Source organism: Streptacidiphilus sp. BW17, from assembly GCF_041262485.1.
Lineage (GTDB): Bacteria > Actinomycetota > Actinomycetes > Streptomycetales > Streptomycetaceae > Streptacidiphilus.
Genome location: NZ_JBGCCR010000011.1, coordinates 1 through 25,777, shown reverse-complemented (window position 1 = coordinate 25,777; position 25,777 = coordinate 1). Strand labels below are relative to the sequence as shown.

The window sequence follows — 25,777 nt, the reverse complement described above, 5'->3', positions numbered from 1 at the left end:
ATGAACAGGCGCGGCCCGGAGGGCAACCGGGCTGCGACATCCCACGAAGCCGAGAGACCAACACCACGTGACCCCCGTCCACACCGGCACCACGGCGGCCCGCGACGGCGCACCCGTGCAGCCCCTGCCTCACCGGCTCCAGTTCCCGCGCGACGCCGACGCACCCACCGCGGACATCGTCGTCGGCATCCTTGGCGTCTGCGCGTTCGCGGTGAGCTTCAAGCACGTCGTTCAGACCGCCGACCGCGCCGGCCAGACCGGGTGGGTGGCGTACGCCATCGCCGTGTCGGTCGAGCTGATGGCCATCGGTGCAGTCTCCGAACTGCGCCGCAGGAAGCTGCGCGGGCACCCCGCCCGCTGGCCCCGCGGCGTCCTGGTCCTCGGCGTCGTCATGAGCCTGGCCGCCAACCTCGCCGTCGCCCAGTCCACACCCTGGGGATACGTGATGGCCGCTTGGCCGGCCGTCGCGTTTCTGGCCGCCGCTGGAATCATCGAGTCCCGCCCAGCCGACCGGCCGACCGCGGCAGCGCCGTCCGAACCCGCGGACCCGCCCGCCGAGACCGACGAGGGGGCCGACGCCGACGTCACCGACGAGGACCCTGCGGCCACCGCGGAGCAGTCCCCGGCACAACAGGTCGAGCAGCCCCAGGAGCAGGAGCCCGCCGAAGCGGACACCGGGCCCGGCCCCGACGACCAGCCCAACCCGCCGCAGCCGCCCCGGCAACGGCCGACCCGGCTGCGCGTCATGACCGACCTGTTGACCGCGATGCGCGCCGATCCGCACTGGCGACCGGACTACGACGAGCTGACCCGTACGACCGGCTATGGCCGGTCGTGGTGCGAGAAGCGCGTAGCCGAAGCCCGCACGCTCCACCAGGGCCGTCCGGAGCCCGTTGTCACCGAGGAGCCTGCTGCCCGTACGGCTGCGCCGCAGCCCCTCAGCCCGATCCGTACGCCCCGGGACGCTGACGACCGGCCCGTACCACCCACCTCGCAGCCCGCACCGAACCCGTACGAGGAACCCGCGCGTGAGCACCATCCTCCACATACCGCCGCAACTGCGTGACGCTGACGCCTACGTGCTGAACAACAGCGCGGGCAAGGACAGCGCCGCCATGCTCCACCTGTGGGCCACCACCGCCACAGAGGAGATGCTGGAACGTACCGTCGTACTCCATCTGGACCTCGGAGCCGCCGAGTGGGACGGAGTGCCAGCCCTCGCAGCGGAACAGGCCGCCGCGTACGGACTCCCCTTCGAGGTCCGGCGCCGCGAACGTGGCGGCCTGCTCGACCTGGTCCGAGCCCGCGGCCTCTGGCCCGGACCCGGCACTCCCTACTGCCGTTCCTACTTGAAGCGCGACGTGGCCAGGAAGTTCTACACCGAGCTGACCGCCCGCCTTGGCGTCACCGGCCGGCCCGCCCACCTCGTCACCGGGCTCGGTCTGCGCGCCGCCGAGAGCACCGTCCGGGCCCGCCGCCCCGCCGTCGCCCTGGACCGCGGGGCCAGCTCCGGCCGACGCCAGGTCACCACCTGGCTGCCCATCCACCAACTCAGCACCGATGACGTGTGGAAGACCGTACGGGCCAGCGGCATCCCGCCGCACCCGGCCTACCAGCACGTACCCCGCCTGTCCTGCAAGCTGTGCCCGTTCGCCGGTCGCAGCGCCCTCATCGCCTCCGCACGGCAGAACCCGGACACCGCACTCGACTACGCCCTGGTCGAGGACGAGATCGGACAGCCCTTCCGCCGCGACCTCTCGATGACGCAGATCATCGAAGCCGCCGAGCGTACGGACGCCAACCCCGTACGGCCCCTGCGCCCGTGCGGAGCCGCTCCCCGTACGCTCCCGCACCGTACGGAGGGCTGCGCCGCATGATCCGCACCGACCCCGTACCCGCCGACGCCGAACTGCCAATCGTTCTCAGTTACGGAATGGGCCTGGACAGTGCAGCAATCCTGACCCGGTGGCTCACCGAGCCGGCGACCCGCACCTTCCCGCTCGACCGGCTGACCGTGCTCACCGCGATGACCGGAGACGAGCCGGACGTCACCCGCAGGCTCACCGAGGACCACCTGCTGCCGCTGCTGCGCGACACCGGCACGCGCTTCGTGCAGATCGGCCGCAGCAGCCAGCAGGGCGGCTGCACCGTGCTGGACGACTCGCGCAGTCCGCGCAGGCTGATCATGCGAGGGCCGTGGCGGCTCTCAGACGAACTGCGCGCCAGCGGCACCGTCCCGCAGATCGCGGCCAAACGCAGGCTGTGCAGCTGGCGAGCGAAAGGCCAGGTGCTCGACGGGTGGCTGGCCGACGAGTTCAGCGGCCAGCCCTTCCGGCACGCCGTTGGCTTCGCCGCGGAGGAACTGCGCCGGGCCGCCCGCGACGAAGGCTTCACCGCCATCGGCCGCCGCCCCGAGTACCCGCTGATCGACGACTGGGGGTGGGACCGCCACCGGTGCGGCCAGTACCTTCTCGACCGCTTCGGTGAACCATGGTCGCGTTCCGCCTGCGGCTACTGCCCCTTCTCAGCGGGCCACCGCGGCCGGGCCGAGCTGATCGAGCGGTGGCGCACGGAGCCGGCCATTGGCGCCCAGGCGCTCGCCCTGGAGTACACCGCCATGGCCCTCAACCCGCGCTCGAAGCTCTACGGGACCGTCGCCGCCCAGGACCTCGCCCGCACCCACGGGCTGACCGACGTCCTCGCCGAGTTCCAGCAGCACCTTCAGCGGCAACAGTGGAGCGTCTACGAGGTACGCCGCATCCTTCACCCCCGCCGCGACGACCCCGCAGCCACGGAAGACGGGGGCCAGCAGCACGGCCGAAGCCGTGCCGACCTCGCGGATCGGCTGGGCAAGCTGCTGGCCCCCTCCCACGAAGACCGATCTCGAAAGACCGGCTACCTCGCGCAGGTAGATTAGTTCATGCCGGAACGGGGAGGCCGTCACTCCTGCCGGCCTCACCCGAAGGAGACCAGCTGATGGCCCCCGCCCCGACGCTCGCCGAGCGGTTGGCCGCTGCCCCGTCCGACAGTCTCAGCGTCGCCGACATCGTCAGCGCGACCGGCCTGTCCGAGTCCACTGTTCGCCGCCTCACCAAGGACCCGCAGTGGCCGGGGTCCGCCGTCCCCGACGACCAGGGTGAGCAGCGGTTCCCGCGTGAAGCCTGCGCCGAGTGGATGCGCGCCAACCAGGCCACGCGGATCAACGTGGAGGAGCTGCCGGGGGCCGACGGCGACCGCGTCACCATCACCGAGATCGCGCACCGCACCGGCACCAATCGCGGTTCCATCAGCCCGCTGCCCGCCCTCTACAGGGACAGCAACGACCCGTTTCCGGCCGCCGACGCCCTTGGCACGTACAACTGGGGCGCGGTCAAGGCTTGGCTGAGCCGGCGGTCCGGCCGCACAGGCCCCCGCGGCAGCACGGAAGCCCCGGTCCGGGCTGGCGCGCCGACCGCCACGCCGGTGCTCAACGTGCTCACCACCGCCATGATCGAACGGCTCACCGGCCGGGGCAAGGAAGCCGTCAAGACTCTGGTCCGCCGCCCCGAGGTCGCCGACCTCAGCAGCGGCAAGGTCGGCCGCTCGCGGGTGTGGCCCGCAGCCGCTTTGCTGCCGGTGCTCTGGCGACTCGGCTACCTGCCGGAGTCGGGCCCGCTCACCGCCGAGCAGACCGCCGTCCTGGTCGAACTCGGCTACCTGCCCGCCAAGGGGAAGCCGAGCCCCGAGCAGGCAGCCGTGCTGCTCGAATTCGGCTACGACCCCAAGGGCACCGTCGAACACCGCGCGTGGTTGGCCGGACCCCCGCGAACGGCCACCGAACTGGCCGCCCACTACGGCGTCACCCTCAGCGCGATCAGCCAGCGGATCAGCCGCGCGCAGAAGGCCGGCCAAGCTGTCCCGCACCCGATCGAGACCGAGGACGGCAGGCGCTACGACCCGAAGGTGTTCGACGCCTTCTGGAACCCCCCGGCTGCCCAGTAACACCCCCAACACGACGACGGCGCTGCCGACCATCACGGTCGGCAGCGCCGTCGTCGTTCCACTGCGCCCGAGCGCTGCCCATCAGCACCGGGCACCTTCCGCTCACCCCTTCGTCGCTTCGCCCGGCCCGGTGCCGCCGGAGCCGGCCACCGCGCCCACCGGCTCCGCAGCACCGGGCACCACTTCCGGCGCAGCCGCCGCGGCGCTTCGCTCGTCAGCCTGCGGCTTCCTGCCGCCAGCCACCTCCGCGAGGACCGCCCTAACCTCCGCCAGCGTCAGCCCCGTCAGCTCCGCGATCTGATCACGCGGCTCGCCCAGATCCTGGAGCCTCACGACGGCCAGCTTCGCCAGCCGTTCTGGCTCCTTCGCCGCTGCCTCCGCGTCCGCCACGACCTTCGCCGCCCGAGCGCTCGCGCTCTCCCTCAGCTGATCCGCCCTCCCCGTCTGCTCGTAGAAGTCGGTCAGTGCCGACTCCACCTGCCGCTCGCGCCGGAGACGCTCCGCGTCCCGCGCTGCCTTCGCCTGCTGCGCCGCCCGAGCCGCACTGGCCCGCGACGCCGAAATTCGTCCGCTCATGCCTGAACCATAACCGCAAAACCCCAGGTGACAAACCCCCTGGATTCCCTCTCGATAAACGCTGATAAGCATCGAGAACTCTCGATAGGAAAGCCGAGGCGCGCATCACAAAAACCGCTGCTGACCTGCTCTGACCTGCCAATCTGCCAGCAAATGAAAGCCATCCAGACACCTCTTGCAGATAATCTGAGTATGGTCCGCTGCGCGGGGCTAAAGTGCTCACATGACATTTGATGAGGCAGGTGAATCGGCGGCTCGAATAGCCGTCGCACCCACCCTCGTCCGGAATCGGAAAAGCTGGGGGTGGTCGCGTTGATGACCATCCACAAGCTCACCTCCGGTACCGGCTACACCTACCTGACGCGCCAGGTCGCGGGCGGCGACGTACAGCGTCAGCGGGGACAGTCAGCAGCGGAGTACTACACCCAGAAGGGCAACCCGCCGGGCATCTGGCTCGGGCGGGGTGCGCCCCTGCTCGGACTCGACGGCGCCACCGTCACCGAGGAGCAGATGAAGCTGCTGTACGGCCTGGGACAGCACCCCGAGGCCGAGCGGATCATCGCCGAGCACCTGGCCGCCAACGTGCGCGCCGACATGGACGACGAGCAGCTCAAGGCCGTTCGCGCCGCCGCGATCAAGACCGCGACCCTCGGCCGCGCCTTCCCCGAGTACAAGGCACTCGACCCCTTCGCCGAGCGTGTCGAGAAGCGCCTGGCCGTCATCGAGAAGCAGGCCCGCCGCGAGCCCACCCGGGCCGAGATCAAGAAGATCCAGCGCGAGGAGTCCACCCGCCAGCGGGCCGCCGTCGCCGGCTTCGACGCCGTCTTCGCACCCGTGAAGTCCGCCGCCGTGCTGTGGGCGCTGGACGAGCGCGAGGAAGTGCGCGCCGCTGTGCGCGAGGCCCACGAGGCCGCCCGGGACGCCGCGTTCGCGTTGCTCGAAGAGCACGCCGCGTTCACCCGTACTGGCAGCACTGGACAGGCCCAGATCGAGACCAAGGGCCTGATCGCGGTGGCCTTCGACCACTTCGACTCGCGGGCCGGCGACCCCAACCTCCACACCCACGTCGCCATCTCCAACAAGATCCAGGGCATCGACGGGAAGTGGCGCTCGCTGGACGCCCGCGCCCTCTACGCCATGACCGTGGCGGCCTCCGAGTTCTACAACTCCCGCTTTGAGACCGAGCTGTCCGCGCGCCTGGGCGTCACCTTCGAGGCCCGCGAGGACGCCGTCACCAAGCGGCAGCCGGTGCGCGAGATCGTCGGCATCCCGGTCGAGGCGATCACCCACTTCTCCTCCCGCCGGACCGAGATCGAAGCCCGCTACGAGCAGCTGCTGCGCGAGTACCGCCGCGACCACGGGCACGACCCCTCCCGGGGGATGACCCACCAGCTCGCCCGCCAGGCCAACCTCGATACCCGCGAGGGCAAGAAGGCCGCCCGATCCCTTCAGGAGATGCGCGCCGACTGGACCCAGACCGTCACCGCCGCCCACGGCGAGGACATCATCGAGCGCGTCATGGCGGCCGTTCCCGCCGCCGGAAGTGCTGCCACTACCATTGAGGACGGCGAGCAGGAACCGGTCGAGATCCCGACCCTGGCCGCTGCCGTGATCACCGCCGTCGCTGAAGAGCGGGCCGTGTGGACGGTGTGGAACCTGCGCGCCCACGCCGAGCGCCTGGCCCGCTCCGAGCACCCCACCACCGACACCGCCGAGCACCAGGCCCTGGTCGAGGCGATCGTCACCGAAGCCGTCTCCCCGGTCCACAGCATCCGCGTGGACGCCCCCGCGCTGCTGACCGAGCCCGAGGAACTGCGGCGCTCCAACGGCGACAGCGTGTTCGTCCAGCACGCCTCCGCCCGCTACACCAGCCGCGACATCATCGCCGCCGAGACCCGGCTCGTCACCGCCGCCACCACCCCCACCACCAGCGGCCTGAACGCAGGCTTCGTCGGCGCCGCGCTCGACGGCTTCGAGGCCCGCAACCGCGCCCTGGACGACGGCCAGCGGGCCCTGGTCACCGCGTTCGCCACCGACCACCGCCTGCTCGCCGTCGGCCTCGGCCCCGCGGGCTCCGGCAAGACCACCGCGATGCAGGCGTACGTCCACGTCGCCGCCCAGGCCGGCCAGCGCGTCGTCCCGCTCGCCACCTCCGCCGCAGCCGCCGCTGTCCTCGCCGCCGACCTCAAGCAGCCCGCCGAGAACCTCCACAAGTTCCTCTGGGAGTACACCGGCGGCAAGCACGCAGGCGCCTTGAGCACCGGCCAGAACGTGCCCTCCCACCGGGCCTCATTCGCCCTTAACCCCGGCGACGTCATCCTGGTGGACGAGGCCGGCATGGCGGGCACCTTCAACCTGGACAACCTCACGCGCATCGCCGCCCACCGCGGCGCGACCGTGCGCCTGCTCGGCGACTACCGCCAACTCGCCTCCGTCGAATCCGGCGGCGCACTGCGCCTGATCGCCGCCGAAGCCGGCGCCGTCGAACTCACCCAGCTCCACCGGTTCAGCAACAAGGCCGAAGCGAACGCCACGCTCAAGATCCGCGTCGGCAACAACGCCGGACTCGACTTCTACCTCGCCAACAACCGGGTCGTCGCCGGCTCCCGCACCGCCATGATCGAAGCCGCCTACGACGGTTGGAAGACCGACATGCTCGCAGGCCGCACCACCCTGATCAGCGCCGCCGCCGGCGCCGACGTCACCGCCCTGTCCGCCCGCGCCCGCGACGAGCGCGTGGCCGCCAGCCAGGTCGAAGCCGACGGAGTCCTGCTGCGCGACGGCAACCGCGCCGGCCGGGGCGACTGGATCGTCACCCGCGACAACAACCGCAAGATCACCACCAACCGAGGGCGCGACTTCGTCAAGAACGGCGACGCCTGGCAGGTCCTCAAGCGCCACGAGGACGGCTCACTCAAGGTCCGCCACATGGGCCACCGCGGACGCCTCACCCTGCCCGCCGAGTACGTCGCCGCCCACGTCCAGCTGCTCTACGCCTCCACCGTCATGCGCTCCCAGGGCTCCACTGTGGACACCGCCCACCCGCTGGTCACCGAGGACATGACCCGCGAGGACCTGTACGTCCAGCTGACCCGCGCCCGCCACAAGACCACCATCTACACCACCACCCACGACCTGCTGCCGTTCGACAACGACGACCAGCTCGACCAGACCAAGCACGACCCCGACACCTTCGCCGCCCGCGAGGTGCTGGAGCGCGTACTGAACCGCGAGGGCGCCCAGCTCTCCGCCACCGACACCATCCGCAACGCCCAGGAAGACGCCGTCTCCCTGGCCACGCTCGCGCCCCGCCACCAGCACGCCACCGAGACCCTCACCACCCCGTACTACCAGCAGCTCGTCCACCGACTCCTCGGCCCCGCCCTCGCCGAGCAGGTCACCACCGACGACGCCTTCACCGCCGTCGCCCGCGCCCTGCGAGGCGCCGAAGCCGACGGCTGGCAGCCCGAGCGCCTCATCGCCGCAGCCACCTGGCGCGGCGACCTCACCGGCGCCGACTCCCCGGCCCAGGCCCTCGCCTGGCGCCTGAACACCATCACCGAAGACCGCCCCGCCCCGGCACACCTCAACGCCCCCACTACCGCCGACACCACCCGCTACGCCGCGCTTGTCGCGGCGCTCACCAACCTGCCCGCCCACCGGTTCGACCCCGAGAGCGCGACCGCCGAACCGGCCGCCCTGCGCATCGCGCCCGCAGCCGCCCAGGCCCCCGACGCGCACCCGCATGTCCCCGCGGACACCCTCAACCGCTACGCCACCGCCGCCGCCACTGCGCTCAGCACCACCACCGACAAGGTCACCGCCCACCCGCAGTGGCCCCACCTCGCCGGCGCCCTAGCCGCCGCCGAACGCACCGGCCACGACACCACCGCCCTGCTCACCACCGCCGCCACCCAGGCCACCAATGCCAGCGACCCGGTCACCGCCCTGACCCGCGCCGCCCGCACCACCCTGGCCACCGACGGCACCCCAGAAGCCCACCAGAACACCCCCGAAGCCCTTCGCCACCAGGCCCTCGCCGCCGACATCCTCGGCGACGAACACGCCACCCGCGCCCGCAACGAGAACACCTGGCCCGCCCTCACCGCCGCCCTGCGCCGCGCCGAGACCGCCGGCCACGAACCCGCCGCTCTGCTGCGCCAGGTGGCTGAGAGCCGCCCGCTCACCGGCGCCGACAGTCTCAGCCAGGTCCTCGCCTGGCGCATCGGCCGCCACCTCGCCAACAACGCCCCGGCGACCACCGCCCAGCAGAGCGACCGCACCGAGACCGAGCTGTGGCGCACCCTCGCCTGGACGCTGAAGACCATCGAGAACACCGGCACCACCGCGGAGACCGCCCTCTCCGAGGTGACCGGCCGCACTGCGCTGCCCGAACTGCTCCAGCGCGCCCAGCAGCAGGCGCTCGCCCACACCCGCGCCGCCTCCGGGAGGGCCGACCTCCCGGCCTGGATCAGCGCTGTGCCGCGCTCCACCGCGGCCAACCCGGTCCACCACGAGTACCTCACCGACAGCGCCGCGCTGATCGCCAACCGCTTCACGGTGCTCGCCGAACGCGCGGTGGAGAACCGCCCGGAGTGGAGCCAGACCCTCGGCGAAGCCCCGCAGGACCCCACCCAGCGTGCCCACTGGCAGCAGCAGCTCGCGGTCGTCGCCGCCTACCGCGACCAGTACAAGGTCACCGACGACAACGCCGCCCAGCCCGCCGGCCCATACATCGAGGAAGGGCGCACCGGTCACCACGCCTACTGGCAGGCCACCGCAGCCGCCATCGCCGCCCGCCGCATCGTCGCCGCGCCGACCGCCCCGGTGGCCACCACCGCGGACTCCGACCAGCAGGCCCGCCGCCAGCTCGCCGCCGACGTCTACCGCGCCCTGCCCGAGGCAGACCAGGCCGAGATCCTGCACACCGTCGCCACCCGGACCGGCGCCACCTGGCTCGCCAGCCTCCCGCGCCTGGACGACGCCGCGCTTGCCCAGCAGCACGTTGCCGAGCAGGTCGGCACGGTGCTCGCCGAGCGCCGCCTGCTCACCAGCGAGGCCACCCAGCCCCAGCAGCCGCAGGCCGAGGAAGGGCACCAGCCGAGCCTCGCCGAGCGCCGCCGAGCCGGTCGCCAGGCCGAGCGCCAGGCCCACCGCGAACAGCTCCAGCAGCGCGGCGGACAACCCGCCCGCGCCACCCGGTCTGCGCCGACGCGCCGGGTCGAACCCGCCGAGCAGCGCCAGAACCACGCTCCGTCCCAGCGCCCTGCTGCTCCGCAGGCGCAAGTTCAGCAGCCGCAGCAGGTCCGCCAGGACCAGCGGGGCCCGCGCATCCGCTGAGCTGCTGGGGGCTTATGGCTGGCAGTTGCGTCACATCCGCTTCAGCGCCCTTTCGCATTCCCGGCACCGCCGGTCCTCCAGCTCCGCCGGGTACCACGGCTGCCCGTAGCCGGCCCGGTAGTGCGAGTGCACCAAGGGATCGGTGGAAATCCCGCAGAGCGTTGCAGGCAACGGGTCCTCCGGCACGTCAGGATCGCTCGCAGCGGCGTGGACCGACCGGACGAAGGCGGGGTCCGGTTCATCAGGGAGGAATCCCTCAAGGACTTCCAGCAGCACCAGCACACCCATACCTCGACGGTGCGCTCAGTGCCTGGACTGCGCACGCTGAGACGGTCAGGGTGCTCAGGAGGATGATTTGTCCACCTGCCACGCAATCACCCACGGGTACAGACGTCGGGCAACCTTTTCGGCAGCGCCCGTCAGAGTGGTGCTCGATCCGGCAGGACGTTCTCGGCTGTTCACACCGCGACGGCGTGTGAGGACTCGATACTCGTTTTCGCCGTGCTGCTCGATCCACCCGTCGCCACGCCGACTCTTCCCTCGCCGGTGGAGGTACACCGCCCACTCCCGCTCCACCCGAGACGGCACTCCGGCGGCGATGGTGATCACGTTCCCGTGCTCGACTCTCGTCATGACCGGGATGATCGCAGACCCGTGTGTACCTGTCGGCGGAGGGAGTCAGGTCAGTCCAGCGCCGCCGAGCCAGCCACCACCGGTTCGGCCTCTGCTCGTCGCAGGTCGACCGAGATCATCGAGGCCCGCGGCTTCGGCGGACGGCTCGCTGTGGTCTGGGACGCGGTGCTGAGCAAACAGAGAAGGTCCCGACCCGTTGGGGTCGGGACCTTCTGCTGAGCCCCCGATCGGATTCGAACCGATGACCCCCTGTTTACAAGACAGGTGCTCTGGCCAACTGAGCTACAAGGGCGGGCCGTGATGGCACACACCGTACTGTATCGCGTCGGCCCCGCCGAGATCCGTGTATTCAGTCCGCCGGTGAGCTCCAGCCTTCGCCCCCGCAGGTCGGTACCGGTCACCAACCTGGCAACCGCACTCCCGCCTCGCTGCGATGGGTCAGCGAACGTCGGTTCGGCGGCCCAACCTATCGCCTCAGCGACCCCGGAGCCGGTCACATCGGCTCACGGTCGTGCCAGCGTGCGAGGCCCGCCAGTCATGGCATCGCCCCTGATCTGCTCATACAGGCTGCTTCGCCTCGGGTCGGCAGGGGCCTGGAATCATCGGCTGCACACACAGGGAAACCAGGGGGGTGCGATGGGAATCACGTTCAGGCTCAGGCAAGAAGAGGCATCGATTCATCGCAAGATCGTGGCGCAGAGCCAGCAACTCCAGGAGCTCACCGATGCCGAGAGGGTCGCTGTCACGGGGGCATTGCTGAACGCCGGCTCACGCACCGCAGTGCATCAGAGAAGCTTCGTCTACGGCGGGGAGATGTCCATCGCCGCCCTTCTCTTCGCGGTGGCTGCGACTCCGGTGATGATCTCGTCGCCGCAGCCGGGCTCCACCGTTGATGTGCTGAGTTGGTCGGCCTTCAGCATGGGCGCGACTGCGTGCGCTCTTCTTGTCTCGCGCAGCTTCGGCAAGCTCGCAACCCTGAAGATCATTCGCTGGCCCCAGCTGTTTGCCCACTTCCTCGGTCGAGGCTATGCGTTGCTGATCCCCGTCGCAGTCGTCGGGATGATGCTCGTCGCACACCACGCACCCGGAGTGACGAGGCAGACCGGTAGCAGCGATCTGGCCAGGTTCTGCGTGATCGACATCGCCATCGGCCTGGCCGCGCTGACGACCGCCGTTGAGTGGCTGCGCTACCGGGGACTCCGCCGCGCTCAGCCTCAGCAGCCACTGGATACGTTGATGTTGGAGCTCCATTCCGTCGCTGCCCGTCTGGGGCAAGCACGACGGACCGGAGAATGGACGAATGCAAGTTCCCGCTCCATCCTCAGCAGCCTTGAAGCTCTGGCCTGGACGGCCGAGTACTACCCGCCTCTCGCGGTTCGGCTGCCCCTGGCGGATGCGGGCACGCGGGCGGTGGCCCGGCAGGAAGGAGCCAAATTGGCTGCTGTGATCCGGATGCACAAAGGGCCTGTGCTGACCGCGTCGGGTGCCGCTCAATTGGACACCACGGAGGCGTCACTGTGCCGTGCGCTGGTCGCTTGGTCGGGCGGTGACTGGGCTGCTCTCACCGAGCACGCCCCGGAGGTGGCTGTTCCGCGCCGATGGTTCCGCCTCTGGCAACGACTTTGGCCGGCCACTGTCCTGGCCGTCTTCGCCTTCACGTTGCCTCTGATCGATGCGCTCAATGTGAACCAGGTCGGCTCAAGCATCAGGATTAGTCTGCTGGTGGCAGCGGCGTTGTCCGTGGTCACCGGCGGCGTGCCGATCGCGGACAAAGTGCAGAGTGCGGTCGACAAATCGCTCGCGTGGCGGGCCTCCGGGGGAAAGTGACTGTAGAGCCGTGCAGTAGTTCGGGCGACAGCGGACGACCGGCTGCTGAGCGCTGGCAGTCCCGTCGGGAGCCAGGTGATGGGTCCGCGGCAGTTACTGTCCGTGGTTACGGGTGTGGTCCCGGACAGCAGGAACCCCTGGGCGGCGGCCGGTGGGGCGTCCGTCCGTCGTGCTCCGTGAGTTGGTGGGGTCGGGGTAATGTTCGATCGCGGCGCAAGCTGATGGTTGCAGGTGCCAAGAATCCGCTGCGCGGGCTATGAGGCAGCACGAAGCACGGAATCGGCACACATGAGGACGAGAAACGATGGGGGACAGCGAGAGTCGCCGAGAGTGACTTTCGCAGGTCAGACGCCCTGTCAGCTACGTTCTCGCAGGTCAGGGGCTTGCCCGGAGAAAACTTGTAAAGCGGATGTCGTCGGTTCGAACCCGACAGGGGGCTCTCAGCTCCGCTGCACGTCAGCGGACAGGCAACGACGAAGCGCCCCGGATCGGGTTGGTCCGGGGCGCTTCTGGCATCACCAAGTGACATCAGCTGGTCTTGCGGTGGCGCGCCCGCGCGCCGTCGGATGGCAGATCCGCTATACACAGAGTGTGAACGCTTTGCGGCAGAACGTGAGATCTGGCGTGCGCTCGCTGAACCCGCGTGCTGCTGCGGCCGCGTTCGTCGAACTCCCGTGCCAGCTCATCCGGGGCCGACGGCTGCGGGTTTGTCCGACGCGGGGCGAGCGACAACTGCGGGCATCCGCGGACCGCCGCACAACCGTCGAGCCATGAACCTGGACCCCGAGCAGTCCCGGCACCGCCTGAAGGCCGCGCGCTCCGCTCGGATCGCCACAGTGTCCGCAGCCGGGCATCCGCATCTGGTCCCCATCACCTTCGTCACTGCCGGCGACCACCTCTACTTCGCCGTCGACCACAAGCCCAAGACGACCGCTGCGCTTCGACGCCTGCAGAACATCCGCGAGAACCCGAACGTCAGCGTCCTCGCCGACTTGTACGAGGACGACTGGACCCAGCTCTGGTGGGTCCGCGCCGACGGCACCGCTGAGATCTGGGACGACGGCGCCACCCGGGAACACGCCCTCGACCTCCTGGCCGCCAAGTACCCCCAGTACAAGGAGACTCGCCCTGTCGGCCCCGTTGTCGCCATCACAATCCACCACATCTCCGGCTGGTCCTACAGGGACTGATGATGGGTCACTCCATGGCCGCAGAATCCGGCGTTGCGGTCTGGTTCTGGTTATCCTCCTGCGCGGGGCGATCATTCCCGTGACAATCCTCGGCAGACCACCTGTCCGCAAGGCATAGGGAAGGAACCTTCGCATGGGTCTGGAAACAGCGCCGTTCGCGCCGGAACTCGCTTCGCCGGACGAGCTGCGCGCTTGGTACCAACTCTTCGTGGAGGTGTCCGTCGCGGACTTCCCCAGCACCCCGGTGCCGGAATACGACACCTACGTACAGCAGTTGCGCACGTCCGCCTCGAGCCAATGGACTCGCGTGCGCTGGGAGGCGCGCGACGCCGGGCGACTGCTCGGTACGGCGAGCGCCACGTTCCCGACGGGGGAGAACAGCGGGTACGCCGTCATCGCCGTGCGCGTGGCGGTTCAGGACCGAAGGGGCGGCGTCGGGACCGGGCTGCTCCGGGCGATGCTGCCGGAGATCCGCGAGCGCGGCTGCCGGCCGGTCGCCTGCGAGGTGAAGGCCGGTTCGGACGGCCAGAAGTGGACGGACGTCCTCGGCTTCCGCCCGGTCCTGCGACTCACCGAACACCGCCTGGACATCACGAGCGTGGACCCGGCGCGGTGGCAGGTGGAGGCCCCGTCCGGGTTCCGGCTCCGCCAGTGGGCGGACACCGCACCGGACGAGCTGGTCCAGGGCTTCGTCGGAGCGCTGAACGCCATGGCCGATCAGCCGCTCGGCGAGGTCAGTTTCCAATACCCCACCTGGACGGTGGAGCGGGTGCGCCGGCGCGAGGCCGACCCGCTCAAGGCCGGGCAGTCGCGCCGCTATGTGGTGGCCGTGGACGAGCGCAGTGGGACGGTGGCGGGCTTCACCGAGATCGTCATCGATGCCGAGCAGGGGAGCCACTGCAAGCAGGGGGATACAGCCGTTCTGTCGCAATTCCGCGGACTCGGGCTCGGCCTGGCGATGAAGTCCTCGATGATGCGTTGGCTCACCGCCGACCTGCCCCAACTGGAACAGGTACACACGATGACGGCCTCCGAGAACACCCACATGATCCGCGTCAATGCCCGGCTCGGCTACAAGGCCGAATACACCCTGGCGAGCGTCGAGTCCGATGTCAGCGCGCTCGAAGCCCTTCTGGGTTGCGCTGTCTGACGTCCTGTCGAGGCCTGTTGACGCTTCCTCGCTCCGGCACCGAGACGGCGCCTACGCCGTTTTCGTGCTGGTCACCGCCAGGGTGCGGCACCGCGGAGCAGCAGGAACGCGAGGTCGAGGGCACTGAGGGCGATGGTCAGCAGGAACGGGAGACGGCTGTCCGGGTGTCGGGCGCGGGGGAGGGCGGCGGCAGCGCTGAGGGCGCCGGCGGCGGCGAGGCCGATCCAGCCGGGCAGCCCGGGTGGCCCCGGGGGGCCTACGGACAGGACCACGGAGGCGGCGAACAGCGCGAGGACGGCGAGTGCACGGCTGCGGGCGTGGCCGAGGCGCTGGGGCAGGCCGCGTACTCCGGCGGCCAGGTCGGCATCGATGTCCGGCAGCACGTTGGTCAGGTGCGCGCCGACGCCGAGCAGGGCTCCCGCCGCGACCAGCCACCACGGGGGCCAGGGGTGGCCGGGCAGGCCGAGGGTGACGAAAGCGGGCAGGAGCCCGAAGGCCAGCGCGTAGGGAAGCCAGGACCAGCGGGTCCGCTTGAGCGCGGCGTTGTAGGCCAGGCCCGCGCCGACACCGGTCAGGTGTGCGGCTCCGGCCGCGAGACCGCAGGCCAGGGAGAGCGGGACGCAGAGCAGGCCGGCGCTGAAGGCGGCGGCAGCGGCTTGTGCCCGGGCCAGTGATCCCACTGCCAGGGGTTTGTCGCGGCGGGCTGCACGGATGTCGCGTCGCATGTCGATGAGGTCGTTGGACCAGCCGATGCACAACTGACCGGTCAGCACCGCTGTGCCCACCAGCACGCATCCGGCCGTGGTCCGGCCGAGGGCCGCGGCCAGGGCGGTGGCCATGCCGGTCACGGCGAAGGCCGGAGCGGGGTGAGCGGCAAGCAGCAAGGTGACCGCTGAGCCGGGGGCCGTCCGGACGCCGGTCCGGGACGCGGCCGCCTCGGCGGCCAGGGAGGGCCTGTCGGCCGGAGGCGGCACCGCTTCGAGGGGCACGGCCCCGATGCTACGTCCGCAGGCACCTGATCACCGCTCAGCCACGCGCGCTGCTGCGGCTTCCCGGGATCAGGGACGGCGGAGCCCTACGATGACCGAATGACCCGGATTATGGCGGTTCACGGAGTGCTGCCGCCGCGCCGGTACACCCAGGGCGAGATCACCCGCGCGGTGGAGGCAACCTGCCGACTGCCGCGCGACGACCGGCGTCTGCTGGAACGGGTGCACGCCGCATCCGGCGTGAACAGCCGTCACCTGATCCTGCCGCTGGAGGAGTGCGCCCGCCTGGACGGCTTCGGCGCGCGCAACGACGCGTACGTGCGCGGGGCACTCGATCTGGGACACGAAGCCGTGAAGGGCGCACTCGACCGGGCCGGCATCGCCCCCGGCGAGGTCGACCTGGTGATCTCCACCTCGGTGACCGGGATCGCCGCGCCTTCTCTGGAGGCTCGCCTCGCCGCGAGACTGGGGCTGCGACCCGACGTGAAGCGACTGCCGCTGTTCGGGCTCGGTTGCGCCGGTGGTGCGGCGGGTCTGGCCCGCATGCACGACTACCTCATCGGATATCCCCACCACACCGCGGTGCTGCTGTCGGTGGAGTTGTGCTCCCTCACCCTCCAACGTGCCGACGCGTCCCTGCAGAACCTCGTGGCGGGCGCGCTGTTCGGCGACGGCGCGGCAGCAGTCGTCGCCGTCGGCGAGGGAGGCGAGGGAGGCGAGGGCCGCGACCCCGACGCCCCCGTCGGCCCCGACGACCCCGTCGGCTGCGGGGCGACGGTTCCGGGACCGCGGATCGTGGCCGTGCGCAGCCATCTGTTCCCCGGTACCGAGGACATGCTCGGGTGGACGATCAGCGACACGGGGTTCCACATCATGCTCGGCGCTGACCTGCCCGACCTGGTGAAGCGTCACCTCGGGGGCGCCGTGACCGATTTCCTGGCTGACCACGAGCTGAAGGCCGAGGACGTCAGTGCCTGGGTGTGCCATCCGGGCGGCCCCAAGGTCCTGGACGCGGTACGCGATTCCCTGGACCTGCCTGCGCGTGCGCTGGAGTCCTCCTGGCGCTCGCTGGCCCGCGTGGGCAATCTCTCCTCCGCCTCGGTCCTGCACATCCTGCGGGACACACTCGCCGACCACCGTCCGCCGCCGCCGGGGTCGTCAGGGCTGCTGCTGGCCATGGGCCCCGGCTTCGGCATCGAACTCGTCCTCCTGCGCTGGTAGCCGCGAATGACTCCCTACACCCTGCTGATCCTGCTGGTCGCCCTGGAGCGTCTGGCCGAACTGGCCGTCGCCCGACGTCACGCCGTCTGGAGCCGCGCCCGGGGAGGCGTCGAGTACGGCGCCGGCCACTACCCGGTCATGGTCGCCCTGCATACCGGCCTGCTCGTCGGGTGCCTGGCGGAGACCGGCCTGCTGCACCGGCCCTTCGTCCCCGGGCTCGGCCGGCCCGCGCTCGCCGCCGCGCTGCTGGCCCAGGCGCTGCGCTGGTGGTGCATCACCAGCCTCGGGCCGCGCTGGAACACCCGCGTCATCGTGGTGCCGGGCCTGCCCCTGGTCCGTAGCGGCCCGTACCGGTGGCTGCACCATCCCAACTACCTCGCGGTGATCCTCGAAGGCGTCAGCCTGCCGCTGGTCCACGGCAACTGGATCACTGCCACCGTCTTCACGGCGCTCAACGCCCCGTTGTTGGTCACTCGCCTGCGCTGCGAGAACGCCGCTCTCGCGACCGTCGGAGCCACCGCCACGGCCCGGGTCGCCGCGTGATCGACCTCCTGGTCGCCGGAGGGGGACCGGCCGGACTGGCGACCGCCATCCACGCGGCCCAGGCCGGGATGGACGTCGCCGTCGTCGAACCCCGCCCCATCCCGGTCGACAAGGCATGCGGCGAGGGCTTGATGCCTCACGGCGCGCAGGCGCTCGTCGCACTCGGCGTCGAGGTCACCGGCCAGCCCCTGCTCGGCATCCGCTACCTCGACCATCGCCACCAGGCGGAGGCCCGGTTCCGCGGTCGTCCCGGGCTCGGTGTGCGCCGCACCCTGCTGCATGCCGCGCTCGCGCGCCGCGCGGAGGAGCTCGGCATCCCCGTGCTCCCGCGGCGGGTCGACCACATCCGGCAGGACCAGGAACGGGTGTCTGCGGCAGGTCTCCAGACCCGCTACCTCGCCGCGGCGGACGGCCTGCACTCACCGATCCGACGGCAACTGGACCTTGCCCGTACCGGCGCGGGTGCCGCCCCCGGCGCGGGCGCCGCCCCCGGTCTCTGGCCCGCCCGCTACGGACAGCGCTGCCACTTCACCGTCGCGCCGTGGTCCCCGTTCGTCGAGGTCCACTGGTCTGCGCGCGCCGAGGCCTACGTGACGCCACTGTCCCCGCACCTGGTCGGGGTCGCCGTACTGACCAGCGAACGCGGACCTTTCCACGCACACCTCGACCACTTCCCGGCCCTCCGCGACCTGCTTTCCTCCGACGCGGCGGGCCCGGTGCGGGGAGCGGGCCCCATGCGGCAGCACGTTCGCGGACGCGTGGCGGGCCGGATTCTTCTGGTCGGCGACGCCGCCGGATACGTGGACGCCCTCACCGGTGAAGGCATCTCCCTGGCCTTCACCCAGGCGGCAGCGCTGGTCCACTGCATTCGGCAGGGACGACCCGACGCCTATGAGCGCGCCTGGCGCCGGGTCACTCGCCGCCACCGCCTCCTCACCCAGGGCCTGCTCTGGGCCCGCCACCGGCCCGGGCTCGCGCCCCGGATCGTCCCCGCGGCTGCGTACCTGCCACGGCTGTTCTCGGGCCTGGTCAACCATCTCTCATGAGCGAGGCCTGCCAGAAGCGCCGGCCCGGGTCTCCCGGACCGTGGACTGATGAGCACGCGCACCGGGCCGTCGCCGGGTTCGCGGGGATGACGTCCGCGTCATGAACCGGACGGGTGCCCGGTGCGTAGCAGTAGGGGATTCGATTCGCTCCGCAGACGGGACCGGCAGACAGGGTCCGCGTGGCGGTGCGGCACAAATCCGACCCCCCCTCCTGGGAGCGATCATGAACCGTCTCTACGTCCTCGCGGCCGGCGCCGCCGCGGTCGCCGCGCTCGCCGCCGGCTGCAGCAGTTCCTCCAAGAGCAGCGCCCCGTCCGCACCAGCCTCCCCGCCCGCGTCCAGTGCCCCCAGCACCGTCGGCGGCGCGGCCACCGTCAAGACCGCCGGCTCGCCGCTCGGCCAGATCCTGGTCGACGGCTCCGGCCGCACCCTGTACCTCTTCAAGGCCGACACCGGCACCACTCCCACCTGTACCGGGAGTTGCGCGAGCCTGTGGCCCGCCGACACCACCAACGGCACCCCGCAGGCCACCGGCGGCCTCAGCGGCACGATGCTGGGCACCACCACGCGCACGGACGACCACACGACCCAGGTGACCTTCGACGGCCACCCGCTGTACCACTTCTCCCAGGACAGCAAGCCCGGCGACGTCAACGGCCAGGGCATCCAAGGCGTGTGGTTCGTCGTGAGCCCCTCCGGAACGGCGATCACCGGCACGGCCGGCCAGGCGCCCAGCCAGACGCCCAGCCCTACTCCCAGCCCGAGCAGCGGCGGCAGCGGTGGCGGCTACGGCTACTGACCGGGGTCCTCACGGGAGTTGGACCGTGGCGACCCTCCTGGCCGTGGCAGCGGTGACCGGGGTGACGGTCGCCGCAGGCGGATGCACGGCCCGGCCGCAGGCCGCAGCTCCGCCCAGCACCCCAGCGCCCGCCTCCACCGCGTCCTCCCCGGCTGCCGCGTACCTGGCCATCGCCAGCACCGGCAACACCCGACTCGACAGGGACTTCGACCGCTTCAACGGCCCCGACCGAAGCGACCTCACGGCGAGCGCCGCGGACCTGCGCGACATCGCCACCACCGAGCATGCCTTCGACCAGCGCCTCGCCCACCTCACCCTGACCCTGCCCCCGGAAGCCGCCACCTGGGCACGGACCCTGATCCGCGCCAACGAGGCCCGCGCCAGTCTCACCCTGCGTGCCGCGGACAGTACGTCCCTCCGACAACTCGGCGGTCTCCGGCCCTCGTTGACCGCCGCCAACGCGCCCGTGGAGCGAGCCGTCTCGGCGATCCGCGCCACCCTCGGCCTGCCACCGCCCGACACCAGCTGACCAGGACGCCCACACGCAAGGAAGGCAGGACCCGATGAACGCCGTCACCTCCGCCCCGCCCCGCGGTCGCACCCACGTGGCACCTCTGCTCGTCGTCCTGTGGCTGCTCCGGTTGCTCACCGCCGCAGGGCTGGCCATCGACGCCTACGTCCACGTCGATCTCGCACCCTCGTACGACCCCATCAAGGCCACCGTCAGCCAGGGCGATCTCTTCCGTGCAGAAGCCGCTGCCGCGGCCCTCGCCGCGCTCCTTCTGCTCACCCTCCGCCGCCATCTGACCGCCTGGCTGCTCGCCCTCGCGGTCGCTCTCGCCGGCGTCGCCGCTGTCCTGCTCTACCGCTACGTCGACGTCGGCGCCATCGGCCCGCTGCCCAACATGTACGAACCGTTCTGGTACCCCGAGAAGACGATGTCCGCCATCGCCGAAGGCGCCGCTGCCCTCACCGCCCTCGCCGGACTCCTGATCGCCCGGCACCAGCTCCCGCGACGCGGGGCCGGCCCCTGCTCTGGAAACCCAGGTGGCCGCAACGCATCATCCGGCTAGAGTCGAGCGGTGCCCGAGCTGAAGCGGCTCCATGCCGACCATGCCCCGGCGGTCCTGGCCTTCGAGCTGGCGAACCGCGCCTACTTCGCTGCCTCGATCTCCGACCGCGGTGACGAGTTCTTCGACCAGTTTGCCGAGCGGTACAGCGCCTCACTGGCTGAGCAGGAGGCCGGCATCGTCGCCTTCTACGTGCTCGCTGCCGAGGACGGCTCGGTTCTGGGCCGGTTCAACCTGTACGACGTCAAGGACGGCACCGCTGTGCTCGGTTACCGGGTCGCACAGCACGTCTCCGGTCGCGGCGTGGCGACCGCGGCGGTCCGGGAGCTGTGCCGGCTGGCGCCGGCGCGGCACGGGCTGCGCACACTGCGGGCGGCCACCTCCCGTAGCAACGTCGCGTCCCAGAGGGTGCTGACCAAGGCCGGGTTCGTCCCGGTCGGACCGGCAGACCCGGCCGACCTCGGCGGTAAGCCTGGCACCTGGTACCAGCGTGACCTGACGCTCCAGCCGTAGACCGTGATCTTGTAGTAGTCCCGTCTTCCTGGCCGACGTCGTCGAGCTTGTGGCTCAGAAGATCGTCGGGGCGCCGTCGTCCGGTTCGCCGAAGGCCAGCTGGTAGACGAGGTCTTCGAGGTCCACGGGCTTGAGGCTGCCGACGCAGGACGTCAGGAGGTCGCGGACGCCCCGGTGGGGCTCGTCGTGGCGGGCGGCGTTCCAGTGGCCGGCGACGCCGGCCGGTATGGCGGCCACGTTCCTGCCACAGCGGGTGCAGGTGGTCCGAGGCATTTTCATATCTCCATCGTCCCAGTGGGGACCGACAGTTCATGGCAGCCACCCGGCCCCGTCGGCGGCGAGGCGTTCACGACCGTGCCCAGGCTCAAACTCGCTGCGTGGTCCGCAAGGGCCATGTCGGACGTCGCCCGCGCACGTGGCTCTCGCTCACGGGGAAGGGCCGCAAGGCGTTCGAGACGCACCTCGCGGCCCTTGCCGTGCTCACCGCCCAAGGGCGCGCCCTGGCGGGCGACGGCGACCTTGGCGGCGAGCTTGGCGGCGACGGTCAGCGGGCGTGACCGTCAGTTGGTGTACTGCTCCCAGGTGTGGCTGAAGTACCAGGTGGACTGGGAGATGCCGGAGCAGGAGTCGGAGCCGCCGGTGCCCGGGCAGCCGCCGTTGTCGCGCTCGGACGCCCACATCGAGATCTCGTCGATCCCCTTGCTGACGGCCCAGTTGTAGACGGTCTTGGCATCGGCCGTGGTGAAGGTCTCCGCCTTGCCGTAGTCGTCGATGCCCGGCATCTCGGTGATGCCGACCATCGCCCACAGCTCCTGCGAGGACTTGCTCGGGTAGAGCGTGTGGAGCTGGTCGACCAGGCCTTGGGCGGCGGTCTCGGTGTCCTTGGCCATCTCCTGCGTGGTGCCGACGTAGTAGTCGAATGTCATGAGGTTGACCACGTCGATGCGGGTGTGGTTGGCCACCGCGTTCTTCATCACCGCCTGGCCGCCGGAGTCCAGGCCGTCGGTGTTGGTGGGCATCGTGTAGGAGAACTGCACGGAGCGCTTGTTGCCCGCGGCCCACGCCTCCACCGCGGCGATCGCCTTGTTCCTGCGGTCGATGCCCGCGCTGTTGGTGAGCGAGTTGGCCTCGACGTCGAAGTCGACGCGGGAGAGGTTGTACGTGGTGATCAGGTGCTCGATACCGGAGGCGATCGAGCTGACGCTGTGACAGCTGTCCGCGAGCTCGGTGCCGCCCGAGTCGGCGGAGTAGCCGCCGAAGGACGGGATGACGTCCCCGCCGTTGGCGCGGATCTTGGCGATCGAGGAGCCGTAGGTCGAGGTGGCGATCGGCTGCGAGGAGCTGCCGTTCCAGTCCACCGTGCAGGAACCGGCGGACGGGGTCTGCAGGAAGGCCATGGACAGCCACTTGGCGCCCGACTTGGCGGCGACGGTCGCCGGGTCGTCGCTGGTGTAGGCCTCGAAGTAGGGCGCGAAGAGGTGCGAGGGGACGGTGGTGGCCCGGACGGCAATCGACCCGGCCGACCCGGCCGCGTGGGCGGCGACCGGGGTGGCCGGTGCGGTGGTGTCGGCCGCCTGGGCGACGGCGGTGGCGCCGAACGTGGTGACAGCGGCTGCGGTGACGGCGAGGGCGGCGCGCAGGCGTGCGGTGGGACGCAAGGGGGCCTCCGGCGATTCTTGTTAGGAAACTTTCCTATCTTTTGAGCAGGGAACGTATCCCCGACCTGAATCGCCGTCAAGAAGTCCGGCACCACTTCTTACATGAACATGAGGATTAACGTGAGCACGGACCGGGCCGGATCATGCGAACGCGCCGGGACCCCCGCTTCGGTGCGGGGGTCCCGGCGCGTTGCCGGTATGTGGTTGTTGTCGTTCGGTTGCCAGGACCTGCGTCAGTTCATCGACGGTCCAGTGCGCCAGGCGTCCATGCCGGCCTGGCGGGCCATCTTGGCCTGGTTGAGGGTGCGCGTCGCCATCTCGGCGGGGGGCGTCTCCCAGGTCTGGATCCAGCGGCGCCCGGCCGAGATCAGGGAGAGGCCGACGAGGGCCGCGCCGGTGGCGACGACCATCGAGCCGAGGCCCGTCATCGCCGCACCGACCGCAAGCAACCGGGTGTTGGGGCGGAAGCCCTGGGTCGCGTTCGTCGTCATTGCAGTCATGGCACCACGATGCCCGCGACTGCCCGGTCCCGCACTTCGGGACGGGCAGTCGGGTCAGGGGCGGCGCGGGGTCAGTGCGGAGTCGACGACGCCGTGGTGGGGTCGGTGGCGGGGGCGCTCGCAGGTGTGGAGACGGCGACGGGCGTGCTCGGCTTCGAGGGACGGCTGGTCTGCGCGACGAACGCGCCGATCAGCACCAGGGCTCCGCCCAACAGCTGCGGCGTGGCGAGGTGTTCGCCGAGCAGGAACCAGGACAGCGCGGTCGCCCAGATCGCCTCCAGGAACGCGACCACAGACGCGACCGGGGCCGAGAGTCGGCTCACCGAGGTGACACCGGTCAGATAGGCGACGACGGTCGAGATCAGCACCATCCACAGCGCCAGCGCGATCGCGGGGACGCGGGTCGAGCCCATCGTCGCGTCGCCGCCCAGCACGTGCCAGGGCAGCGTCCACGGCTGCGCCAGCGGCGTGATCACCAGGGCGCCGATGAGCAGGCCGAATGCGGAGAGGGCGATCGGGTCGATCCTGTCCTTGGGGGCGGCGGAGGCGCTGCGCCCGGCCTTCTCGGAGATCACGAAGTAGCCGACCTGGGAGACCGCCGCGCCCAGCCCGAAGAGCACGCCGATCGGGTCGAGCCCGCCCAGCCCGGTCCACACCTCGACCACCAGGGCGAGACCGAGGGTCGCGGTCAGCGCGCCGAAGGCCGCCGCGCGCGTGACCGGACGGCGCTGCACGAAGCGGACGTAGCCGAGGAGCAGGGACGGGCCCAGGTACTCCAGCAGCATCGCGATGGCGACGGGGATGCGGGAGATGGCGAAGAAGTACGACACCTGCACGAGCGTCACCCCGAGCAGCCCGAAGCCCAGCAGCAGCCACGGCTGACGTCGCGGCAGGTCACGGTGCCGGATCGCCACGGGCAGCAGCACCAGCGCGGAGCCCGCCATCCGTATCCAGACCACCTGCAACGGACTCAGACCGGCCTCGATCAGCGGTTTGGCGGCAACGCCGGAGCCGCCGAAGCAGAACGCGCTGACGAGCGCGAGGGGGAGACCGAAGGAGCGGCGAGGGCTGTGCATGGATCGCATTGTGACAGCGCCCGCGCGGAAGCGACAGGGGTGTCTCACGGCGATGCTGCTGTCGCTGCGCAGGGCGACGTGCGACTGGGCCGGCTGCGCTTTCAGGGGCGCGAGGCTGCATGTCAGCAGAGCCCCGCGCCCCTGGGATGTCAGCAGAGCCCCGCGCCGCTGGGCGGTACGTGCTTGCTCGCCCTGCTGGGGCTCCCCTCAGGTCACCGCGCCCCGTTGCGCGAAGCGCGGATCGCGCCATTCGCCGGAGGCGAGTACGTCGCGGAGGGCCTCCGCCGCGTCGAAGACGTCCGCGTGGGAGACGTAGAGCGGAGTGAAGCCGAAGCGCATCACGTCAGGGGCGCGGAAGTCGCCGATCACGCCGCGTGCGATCAGGGCCTGCACCACCGCGTGCGCGCCCTCGTGCCGGAGGGAGATCTGGCTGCCGCGCTCCGCCGGCGTCCTCGGGGTGACCGTCGGCAGGTCGAGGGCGTCCGTCAGGCGCAGGAAGAAGGACGTCAGGCTGAGGCTCTTGGCGCGGATCCGCGCGAGGTCCACGTCCGCCCAGACGTCCAGCGCCGCGTCCAGGCCCGCGAAGCTGAGCAGCGGCGGGGTGCCCGTCAGGAATCGGCCGATGCCGGTCGCCGGGGCGTAGTCCGGGGACATCGCGAACGGCTCCGCGTGCCCGAACCAGCCGGTCAGCGGCTGGCGGGCCGCGTCGTGGTGGCGGGCGGCGGCGTAGAGGAACGCCGGGGCGCCGGGGCCGCCGTTGAGGTACTTGTAGCCGCAGCCGACGGCGAAGTCCGCGTCGGAGGCGTCCAGTTCGACCGGGAGTGCGCCGACCGAGTGGCACAGGTCCCAGACCATCAGCGCGCCCGCCGCGTGGACCTGTTCGGTGACCGCGGCCATGTCCTGGAGGCGGCCGGTGCGGTAGTCGACGTGGGAGAGCAGGACCACCGCGGTGTCGTCGTCGAGCAGGTCCGTCAGTGTCTCCGCGTCGCGGCCGATCAGGCGGCGGCGGGCCGGGGCCAGGCCCTCGGTCATGTAGAGGTCGGTCGGGAAGCTGCCGACCTCGCTGATCAGCGTCCCGCGCCCCGGACGCAGCCGCATCGCGGCCGTGAGCACCTTGAACAGGTTGACCGAGGTCGAGTCGCAGACCACGACCTGGCCCGGCGCGGCGCCCACCAAGGGGGCCAGCCGGTCACCGAGGGCGCGCGGCAGGTCGTACCAGCCGGCCTCGTTCCAGCTGCGGATCAGGCCGTTGCCCCACTCCTCCTCGACCATCCGGCGCAGGCGCTCGGGGGTGTGCGCGGGGAGCGCGCCGAGCGAGTTGCCGTCGAGGTAGAGCACGTCCTCGGGGAGCGTGAACCGCTCGCGGAAGCCGCGCAGTGGGTCCGCGGCGTCCAGCGCCAGCGCGTCCTCGCGGGTGGGGACACCCGCGGGCGCGCTCACAGCGCGACCTCCGTTCGTGCTCCGCTTCGGTTCCTCCCCCAGCCTCCGGCCGGGGGGACCCCCACCGGGCGCGTGCGCCCTGCGCTCGTTCCTCGCTCTGGACGCCAGCACCCTCCGCTGCACCTCAGCTGCGCGCTCACAGCGCGACCTCCGTTCGTGCTCCGCTTCGGTTCCTCCCCCAGCCTCCGGCCGGGGGGACCCCCACCGGGCGCGTGCGCCCTGCGC

24 protein-coding genes and 1 tRNA gene are annotated in these 25,777 nt (G+C 71.1%); 16 read left to right on the top strand and 9 right to left on the bottom strand.

Annotated features, from left to right (window positions below):
- Positions 1-67 precede the first annotated feature (67 nt).
- From ABH940_RS15775 to ABH940_RS15760, 4 genes are read left to right on the top strand one after another with little or no spacing between them, the layout of a single operon-like run.
- On the top strand, positions 68-1,066 hold the full coding sequence (locus ABH940_RS15775) for a DUF2637 domain-containing protein (protein ID WP_370066236.1): 999 nt from the start codon (positions 68-70) through the stop codon (positions 1,064-1,066).
- The gene (locus ABH940_RS15770; protein ID WP_370066234.1) at positions 1,029-1,877 is read left to right on the top strand and encodes a phosphoadenosine phosphosulfate reductase family protein; all 849 of its coding nucleotides are present in this window, start codon (positions 1,029-1,031) and stop codon (positions 1,875-1,877) included. The genes ABH940_RS15775 and ABH940_RS15770 overlap by 38 nt, the downstream gene beginning before the upstream one ends.
- Entirely contained in the window at positions 1,874-2,917 is a 1,044-nt protein-coding gene (locus tag ABH940_RS15765; RefSeq protein ID WP_370066232.1) for a hypothetical protein, read from the top strand. The genes ABH940_RS15770 and ABH940_RS15765 overlap by 4 nt, the downstream gene beginning before the upstream one ends.
- A gap of 59 nt (positions 2,918-2,976) precedes the next feature.
- Positions 2,977-3,981, top strand: a complete 1,005-nt coding sequence (locus tag ABH940_RS15760) for a hypothetical protein (RefSeq protein WP_370066230.1) — start codon at positions 2,977-2,979, stop codon at positions 3,979-3,981.
- Between the two features lie 102 nt (positions 3,982-4,083).
- Here the strand turns inward: ABH940_RS15760 and ABH940_RS15755 are convergent, their stop codons facing one another.
- Complete coding sequence (locus ABH940_RS15755; RefSeq protein ID WP_370066228.1) at positions 4,084-4,557, bottom strand: hypothetical protein; 474 nt, start codon at positions 4,555-4,557, stop codon at positions 4,084-4,086.
- 315 nt (positions 4,558-4,872) lie between these two features.
- Between ABH940_RS15755 and mobF the strand changes: the two genes are divergently transcribed.
- Complete coding sequence (gene mobF / locus ABH940_RS15750) at positions 4,873-9,897, top strand: MobF family relaxase (RefSeq protein WP_370105489.1); 5,025 nt, start codon at positions 4,873-4,875, stop codon at positions 9,895-9,897.
- Between the two features lie 30 nt (positions 9,898-9,927).
- On the opposite strand, the gene ABH940_RS15745 is transcribed toward mobF, so the two are convergent.
- Positions 9,928-10,185, bottom strand: coding sequence for a hypothetical protein (locus tag ABH940_RS15745; RefSeq protein WP_370066224.1), 258 nt, complete (start codon positions 10,183-10,185; stop codon positions 9,928-9,930).
- Positions 10,186-10,748: 563 nt separating this feature from the next.
- A tRNA-Thr gene (locus ABH940_RS15740) sits at positions 10,749-10,822 on the bottom strand.
- 344 nt (positions 10,823-11,166) lie between these two features.
- Here ABH940_RS15740 and ABH940_RS15735 point away from each other — a divergent pair.
- From ABH940_RS15735 to ABH940_RS15725, 3 genes are all read left to right on the top strand, one after another.
- A complete protein-coding gene (locus tag ABH940_RS15735) occupies positions 11,167-12,357 on the top strand; it encodes a hypothetical protein (protein WP_370066222.1) in 1,191 nt (396 codons plus the stop codon).
- A gap of 770 nt (positions 12,358-13,127) precedes the next feature.
- Positions 13,128-13,547, top strand: a complete 420-nt coding sequence (locus tag ABH940_RS15730) for a TIGR03668 family PPOX class F420-dependent oxidoreductase (RefSeq protein WP_370066142.1) — start codon at positions 13,128-13,130, stop codon at positions 13,545-13,547.
- 133 nt (positions 13,548-13,680) lie between these two features.
- The gene (locus tag ABH940_RS15725) at positions 13,681-14,697 is read left to right on the top strand and encodes a GNAT family N-acetyltransferase (RefSeq protein ID WP_370066140.1); all 1,017 of its coding nucleotides are present in this window, start codon (positions 13,681-13,683) and stop codon (positions 14,695-14,697) included.
- 71 nt (positions 14,698-14,768) lie between these two features.
- Here the strand turns inward: ABH940_RS15725 and ABH940_RS15720 are convergent, their stop codons facing one another.
- Positions 14,769-15,686 (bottom strand): UbiA family prenyltransferase, encoded by a 918-nt coding sequence (locus ABH940_RS15720; protein ID WP_370066138.1) that lies wholly within the window; start codon positions 15,684-15,686, stop codon positions 14,769-14,771.
- A gap of 99 nt (positions 15,687-15,785) precedes the next feature.
- Here ABH940_RS15720 and ABH940_RS15715 point away from each other — a divergent pair, with 99 nt between their 5' ends.
- From ABH940_RS15715 to ABH940_RS15685, 7 genes are all read left to right on the top strand, one after another.
- Positions 15,786-16,907, top strand: coding sequence for a type III polyketide synthase (locus tag ABH940_RS15715; RefSeq protein ID WP_370105488.1), 1,122 nt, complete (start codon positions 15,786-15,788; stop codon positions 16,905-16,907).
- Positions 16,908-16,913: 6 nt separating this feature from the next.
- Entirely contained in the window at positions 16,914-17,450 is a 537-nt protein-coding gene (locus ABH940_RS15710) for an isoprenylcysteine carboxyl methyltransferase family protein (RefSeq protein WP_370066133.1), read from the top strand.
- Complete coding sequence (locus tag ABH940_RS15705; protein WP_370066131.1) at positions 17,447-18,496, top strand: NAD(P)/FAD-dependent oxidoreductase; 1,050 nt, start codon at positions 17,447-17,449, stop codon at positions 18,494-18,496. The genes ABH940_RS15710 and ABH940_RS15705 overlap by 4 nt, the downstream gene beginning before the upstream one ends.
- 223 nt (positions 18,497-18,719) lie before the next feature.
- Complete coding sequence (locus ABH940_RS15700; protein WP_370105487.1) at positions 18,720-19,295, top strand: hypothetical protein; 576 nt, start codon at positions 18,720-18,722, stop codon at positions 19,293-19,295.
- Positions 19,296-19,320: 25 nt separating this feature from the next.
- The gene (locus tag ABH940_RS15695) at positions 19,321-19,824 is read left to right on the top strand and encodes a hypothetical protein (protein ID WP_370066127.1); all 504 of its coding nucleotides are present in this window, start codon (positions 19,321-19,323) and stop codon (positions 19,822-19,824) included.
- A gap of 34 nt (positions 19,825-19,858) precedes the next feature.
- Positions 19,859-20,368 (top strand): hypothetical protein, encoded by a 510-nt coding sequence (locus tag ABH940_RS15690; protein WP_370066125.1) that lies wholly within the window; start codon positions 19,859-19,861, stop codon positions 20,366-20,368.
- A 9-nt stretch (positions 20,369-20,377) separates the two neighbouring features.
- Positions 20,378-20,878 (top strand): GNAT family N-acetyltransferase, encoded by a 501-nt coding sequence (locus tag ABH940_RS15685; RefSeq protein WP_370066123.1) that lies wholly within the window; start codon positions 20,378-20,380, stop codon positions 20,876-20,878.
- Positions 20,879-20,932: 54 nt separating this feature from the next.
- On the opposite strand, the gene ABH940_RS15680 is transcribed toward ABH940_RS15685, so the two are convergent.
- Positions 20,933-21,151, bottom strand: coding sequence for a hypothetical protein (locus ABH940_RS15680; RefSeq protein WP_370066121.1), 219 nt, complete (start codon positions 21,149-21,151; stop codon positions 20,933-20,935).
- Positions 21,152-21,255: 104 nt separating this feature from the next.
- On the opposite strand from ABH940_RS15680, the gene ABH940_RS15675 reads away from it, so the two are divergent.
- Positions 21,256-21,435: a transcriptional regulator gene (locus ABH940_RS15675; protein WP_370066119.1), complete on the top strand. Its 180-nt coding sequence runs from the start codon at positions 21,256-21,258 to the stop codon at positions 21,433-21,435.
- Between the two features lie 3 nt (positions 21,436-21,438).
- On the opposite strand, the gene ABH940_RS15670 is transcribed toward ABH940_RS15675, so the two are convergent.
- The 4 genes from ABH940_RS15670 to kynU all read right to left on the bottom strand — a co-directional run bounded on the left by ABH940_RS15670 (position 21,439) and on the right by kynU (position 25,552).
- The gene (locus ABH940_RS15670) at positions 21,439-22,536 is read right to left on the bottom strand and encodes a glycosyl hydrolase family 18 protein (RefSeq protein WP_370066117.1); all 1,098 of its coding nucleotides are present in this window, start codon (positions 22,534-22,536) and stop codon (positions 21,439-21,441) included.
- Positions 22,537-22,769: 233 nt separating this feature from the next.
- On the bottom strand, positions 22,770-23,036 hold the full coding sequence (locus tag ABH940_RS15665; RefSeq protein ID WP_370105486.1) for a hypothetical protein: 267 nt from the start codon (positions 23,034-23,036) through the stop codon (positions 22,770-22,772).
- Between the two features lie 71 nt (positions 23,037-23,107).
- Positions 23,108-24,112, bottom strand: coding sequence for a DMT family transporter (locus ABH940_RS15660; RefSeq protein ID WP_370105485.1), 1,005 nt, complete (start codon positions 24,110-24,112; stop codon positions 23,108-23,110).
- A gap of 207 nt (positions 24,113-24,319) precedes the next feature.
- A complete protein-coding gene (gene kynU, locus ABH940_RS15655) occupies positions 24,320-25,552 on the bottom strand; it encodes a kynureninase (RefSeq protein WP_370066111.1) in 1,233 nt (410 codons plus the stop codon).
- Positions 25,553-25,777: the final 225 nt, after the last annotated feature.

Excerpts from the sequence above, each read along its gene's own strand:
- ABH940_RS15765 (WP_370066232.1), top strand. The coding sequence starts at position 1,874 with ATGATCCGCACCGACCCCGTACCCGCCGACGCCGAACTGCCAATCGTT.
- ABH940_RS15760 (WP_370066230.1), top strand. The coding sequence starts at position 2,977 with ATGGCCCCCGCCCCGACGCTCGCCGAGCGGTTGGCCGCTGCCCCGTCC.
- ABH940_RS15755 (WP_370066228.1), bottom strand. The coding sequence starts at position 4,557 with ATGAGCGGACGAATTTCGGCGTCGCGGGCCAGTGCGGCTCGGGCGGCG.
- mobF (WP_370105489.1), top strand. The coding sequence starts at position 4,873 with ATGACCATCCACAAGCTCACCTCCGGTACCGGCTACACCTACCTGACG.
- ABH940_RS15745 (WP_370066224.1), bottom strand. The coding sequence starts at position 10,185 with ATGGGTGTGCTGGTGCTGCTGGAAGTCCTTGAGGGATTCCTCCCTGAT.
- ABH940_RS15735 (WP_370066222.1), top strand. The coding sequence starts at position 11,167 with ATGGGAATCACGTTCAGGCTCAGGCAAGAAGAGGCATCGATTCATCGC.
- ABH940_RS15730 (WP_370066142.1), top strand. The coding sequence starts at position 13,128 with ATGAACCTGGACCCCGAGCAGTCCCGGCACCGCCTGAAGGCCGCGCGC.
- ABH940_RS15725 (WP_370066140.1), top strand. The coding sequence starts at position 13,681 with ATGGGTCTGGAAACAGCGCCGTTCGCGCCGGAACTCGCTTCGCCGGAC.
- ABH940_RS15715 (WP_370105488.1), top strand. The coding sequence starts at position 15,786 with ATGACCCGGATTATGGCGGTTCACGGAGTGCTGCCGCCGCGCCGGTAC.
- ABH940_RS15710 (WP_370066133.1), top strand. The coding sequence starts at position 16,914 with ATGACTCCCTACACCCTGCTGATCCTGCTGGTCGCCCTGGAGCGTCTG.
- ABH940_RS15700 (WP_370105487.1), top strand. The coding sequence starts at position 18,720 with ATGAACCGTCTCTACGTCCTCGCGGCCGGCGCCGCCGCGGTCGCCGCG.
- ABH940_RS15690 (WP_370066125.1), top strand. The coding sequence starts at position 19,859 with ATGAACGCCGTCACCTCCGCCCCGCCCCGCGGTCGCACCCACGTGGCA.
- ABH940_RS15680 (WP_370066121.1), bottom strand. The coding sequence starts at position 21,151 with ATGCCTCGGACCACCTGCACCCGCTGTGGCAGGAACGTGGCCGCCATA.
- ABH940_RS15665 (WP_370105486.1), bottom strand. The coding sequence starts at position 23,036 with ATGACTGCAATGACGACGAACGCGACCCAGGGCTTCCGCCCCAACACC.
- ABH940_RS15660 (WP_370105485.1), bottom strand. The coding sequence starts at position 24,112 with ATGCACAGCCCTCGCCGCTCCTTCGGTCTCCCCCTCGCGCTCGTCAGC.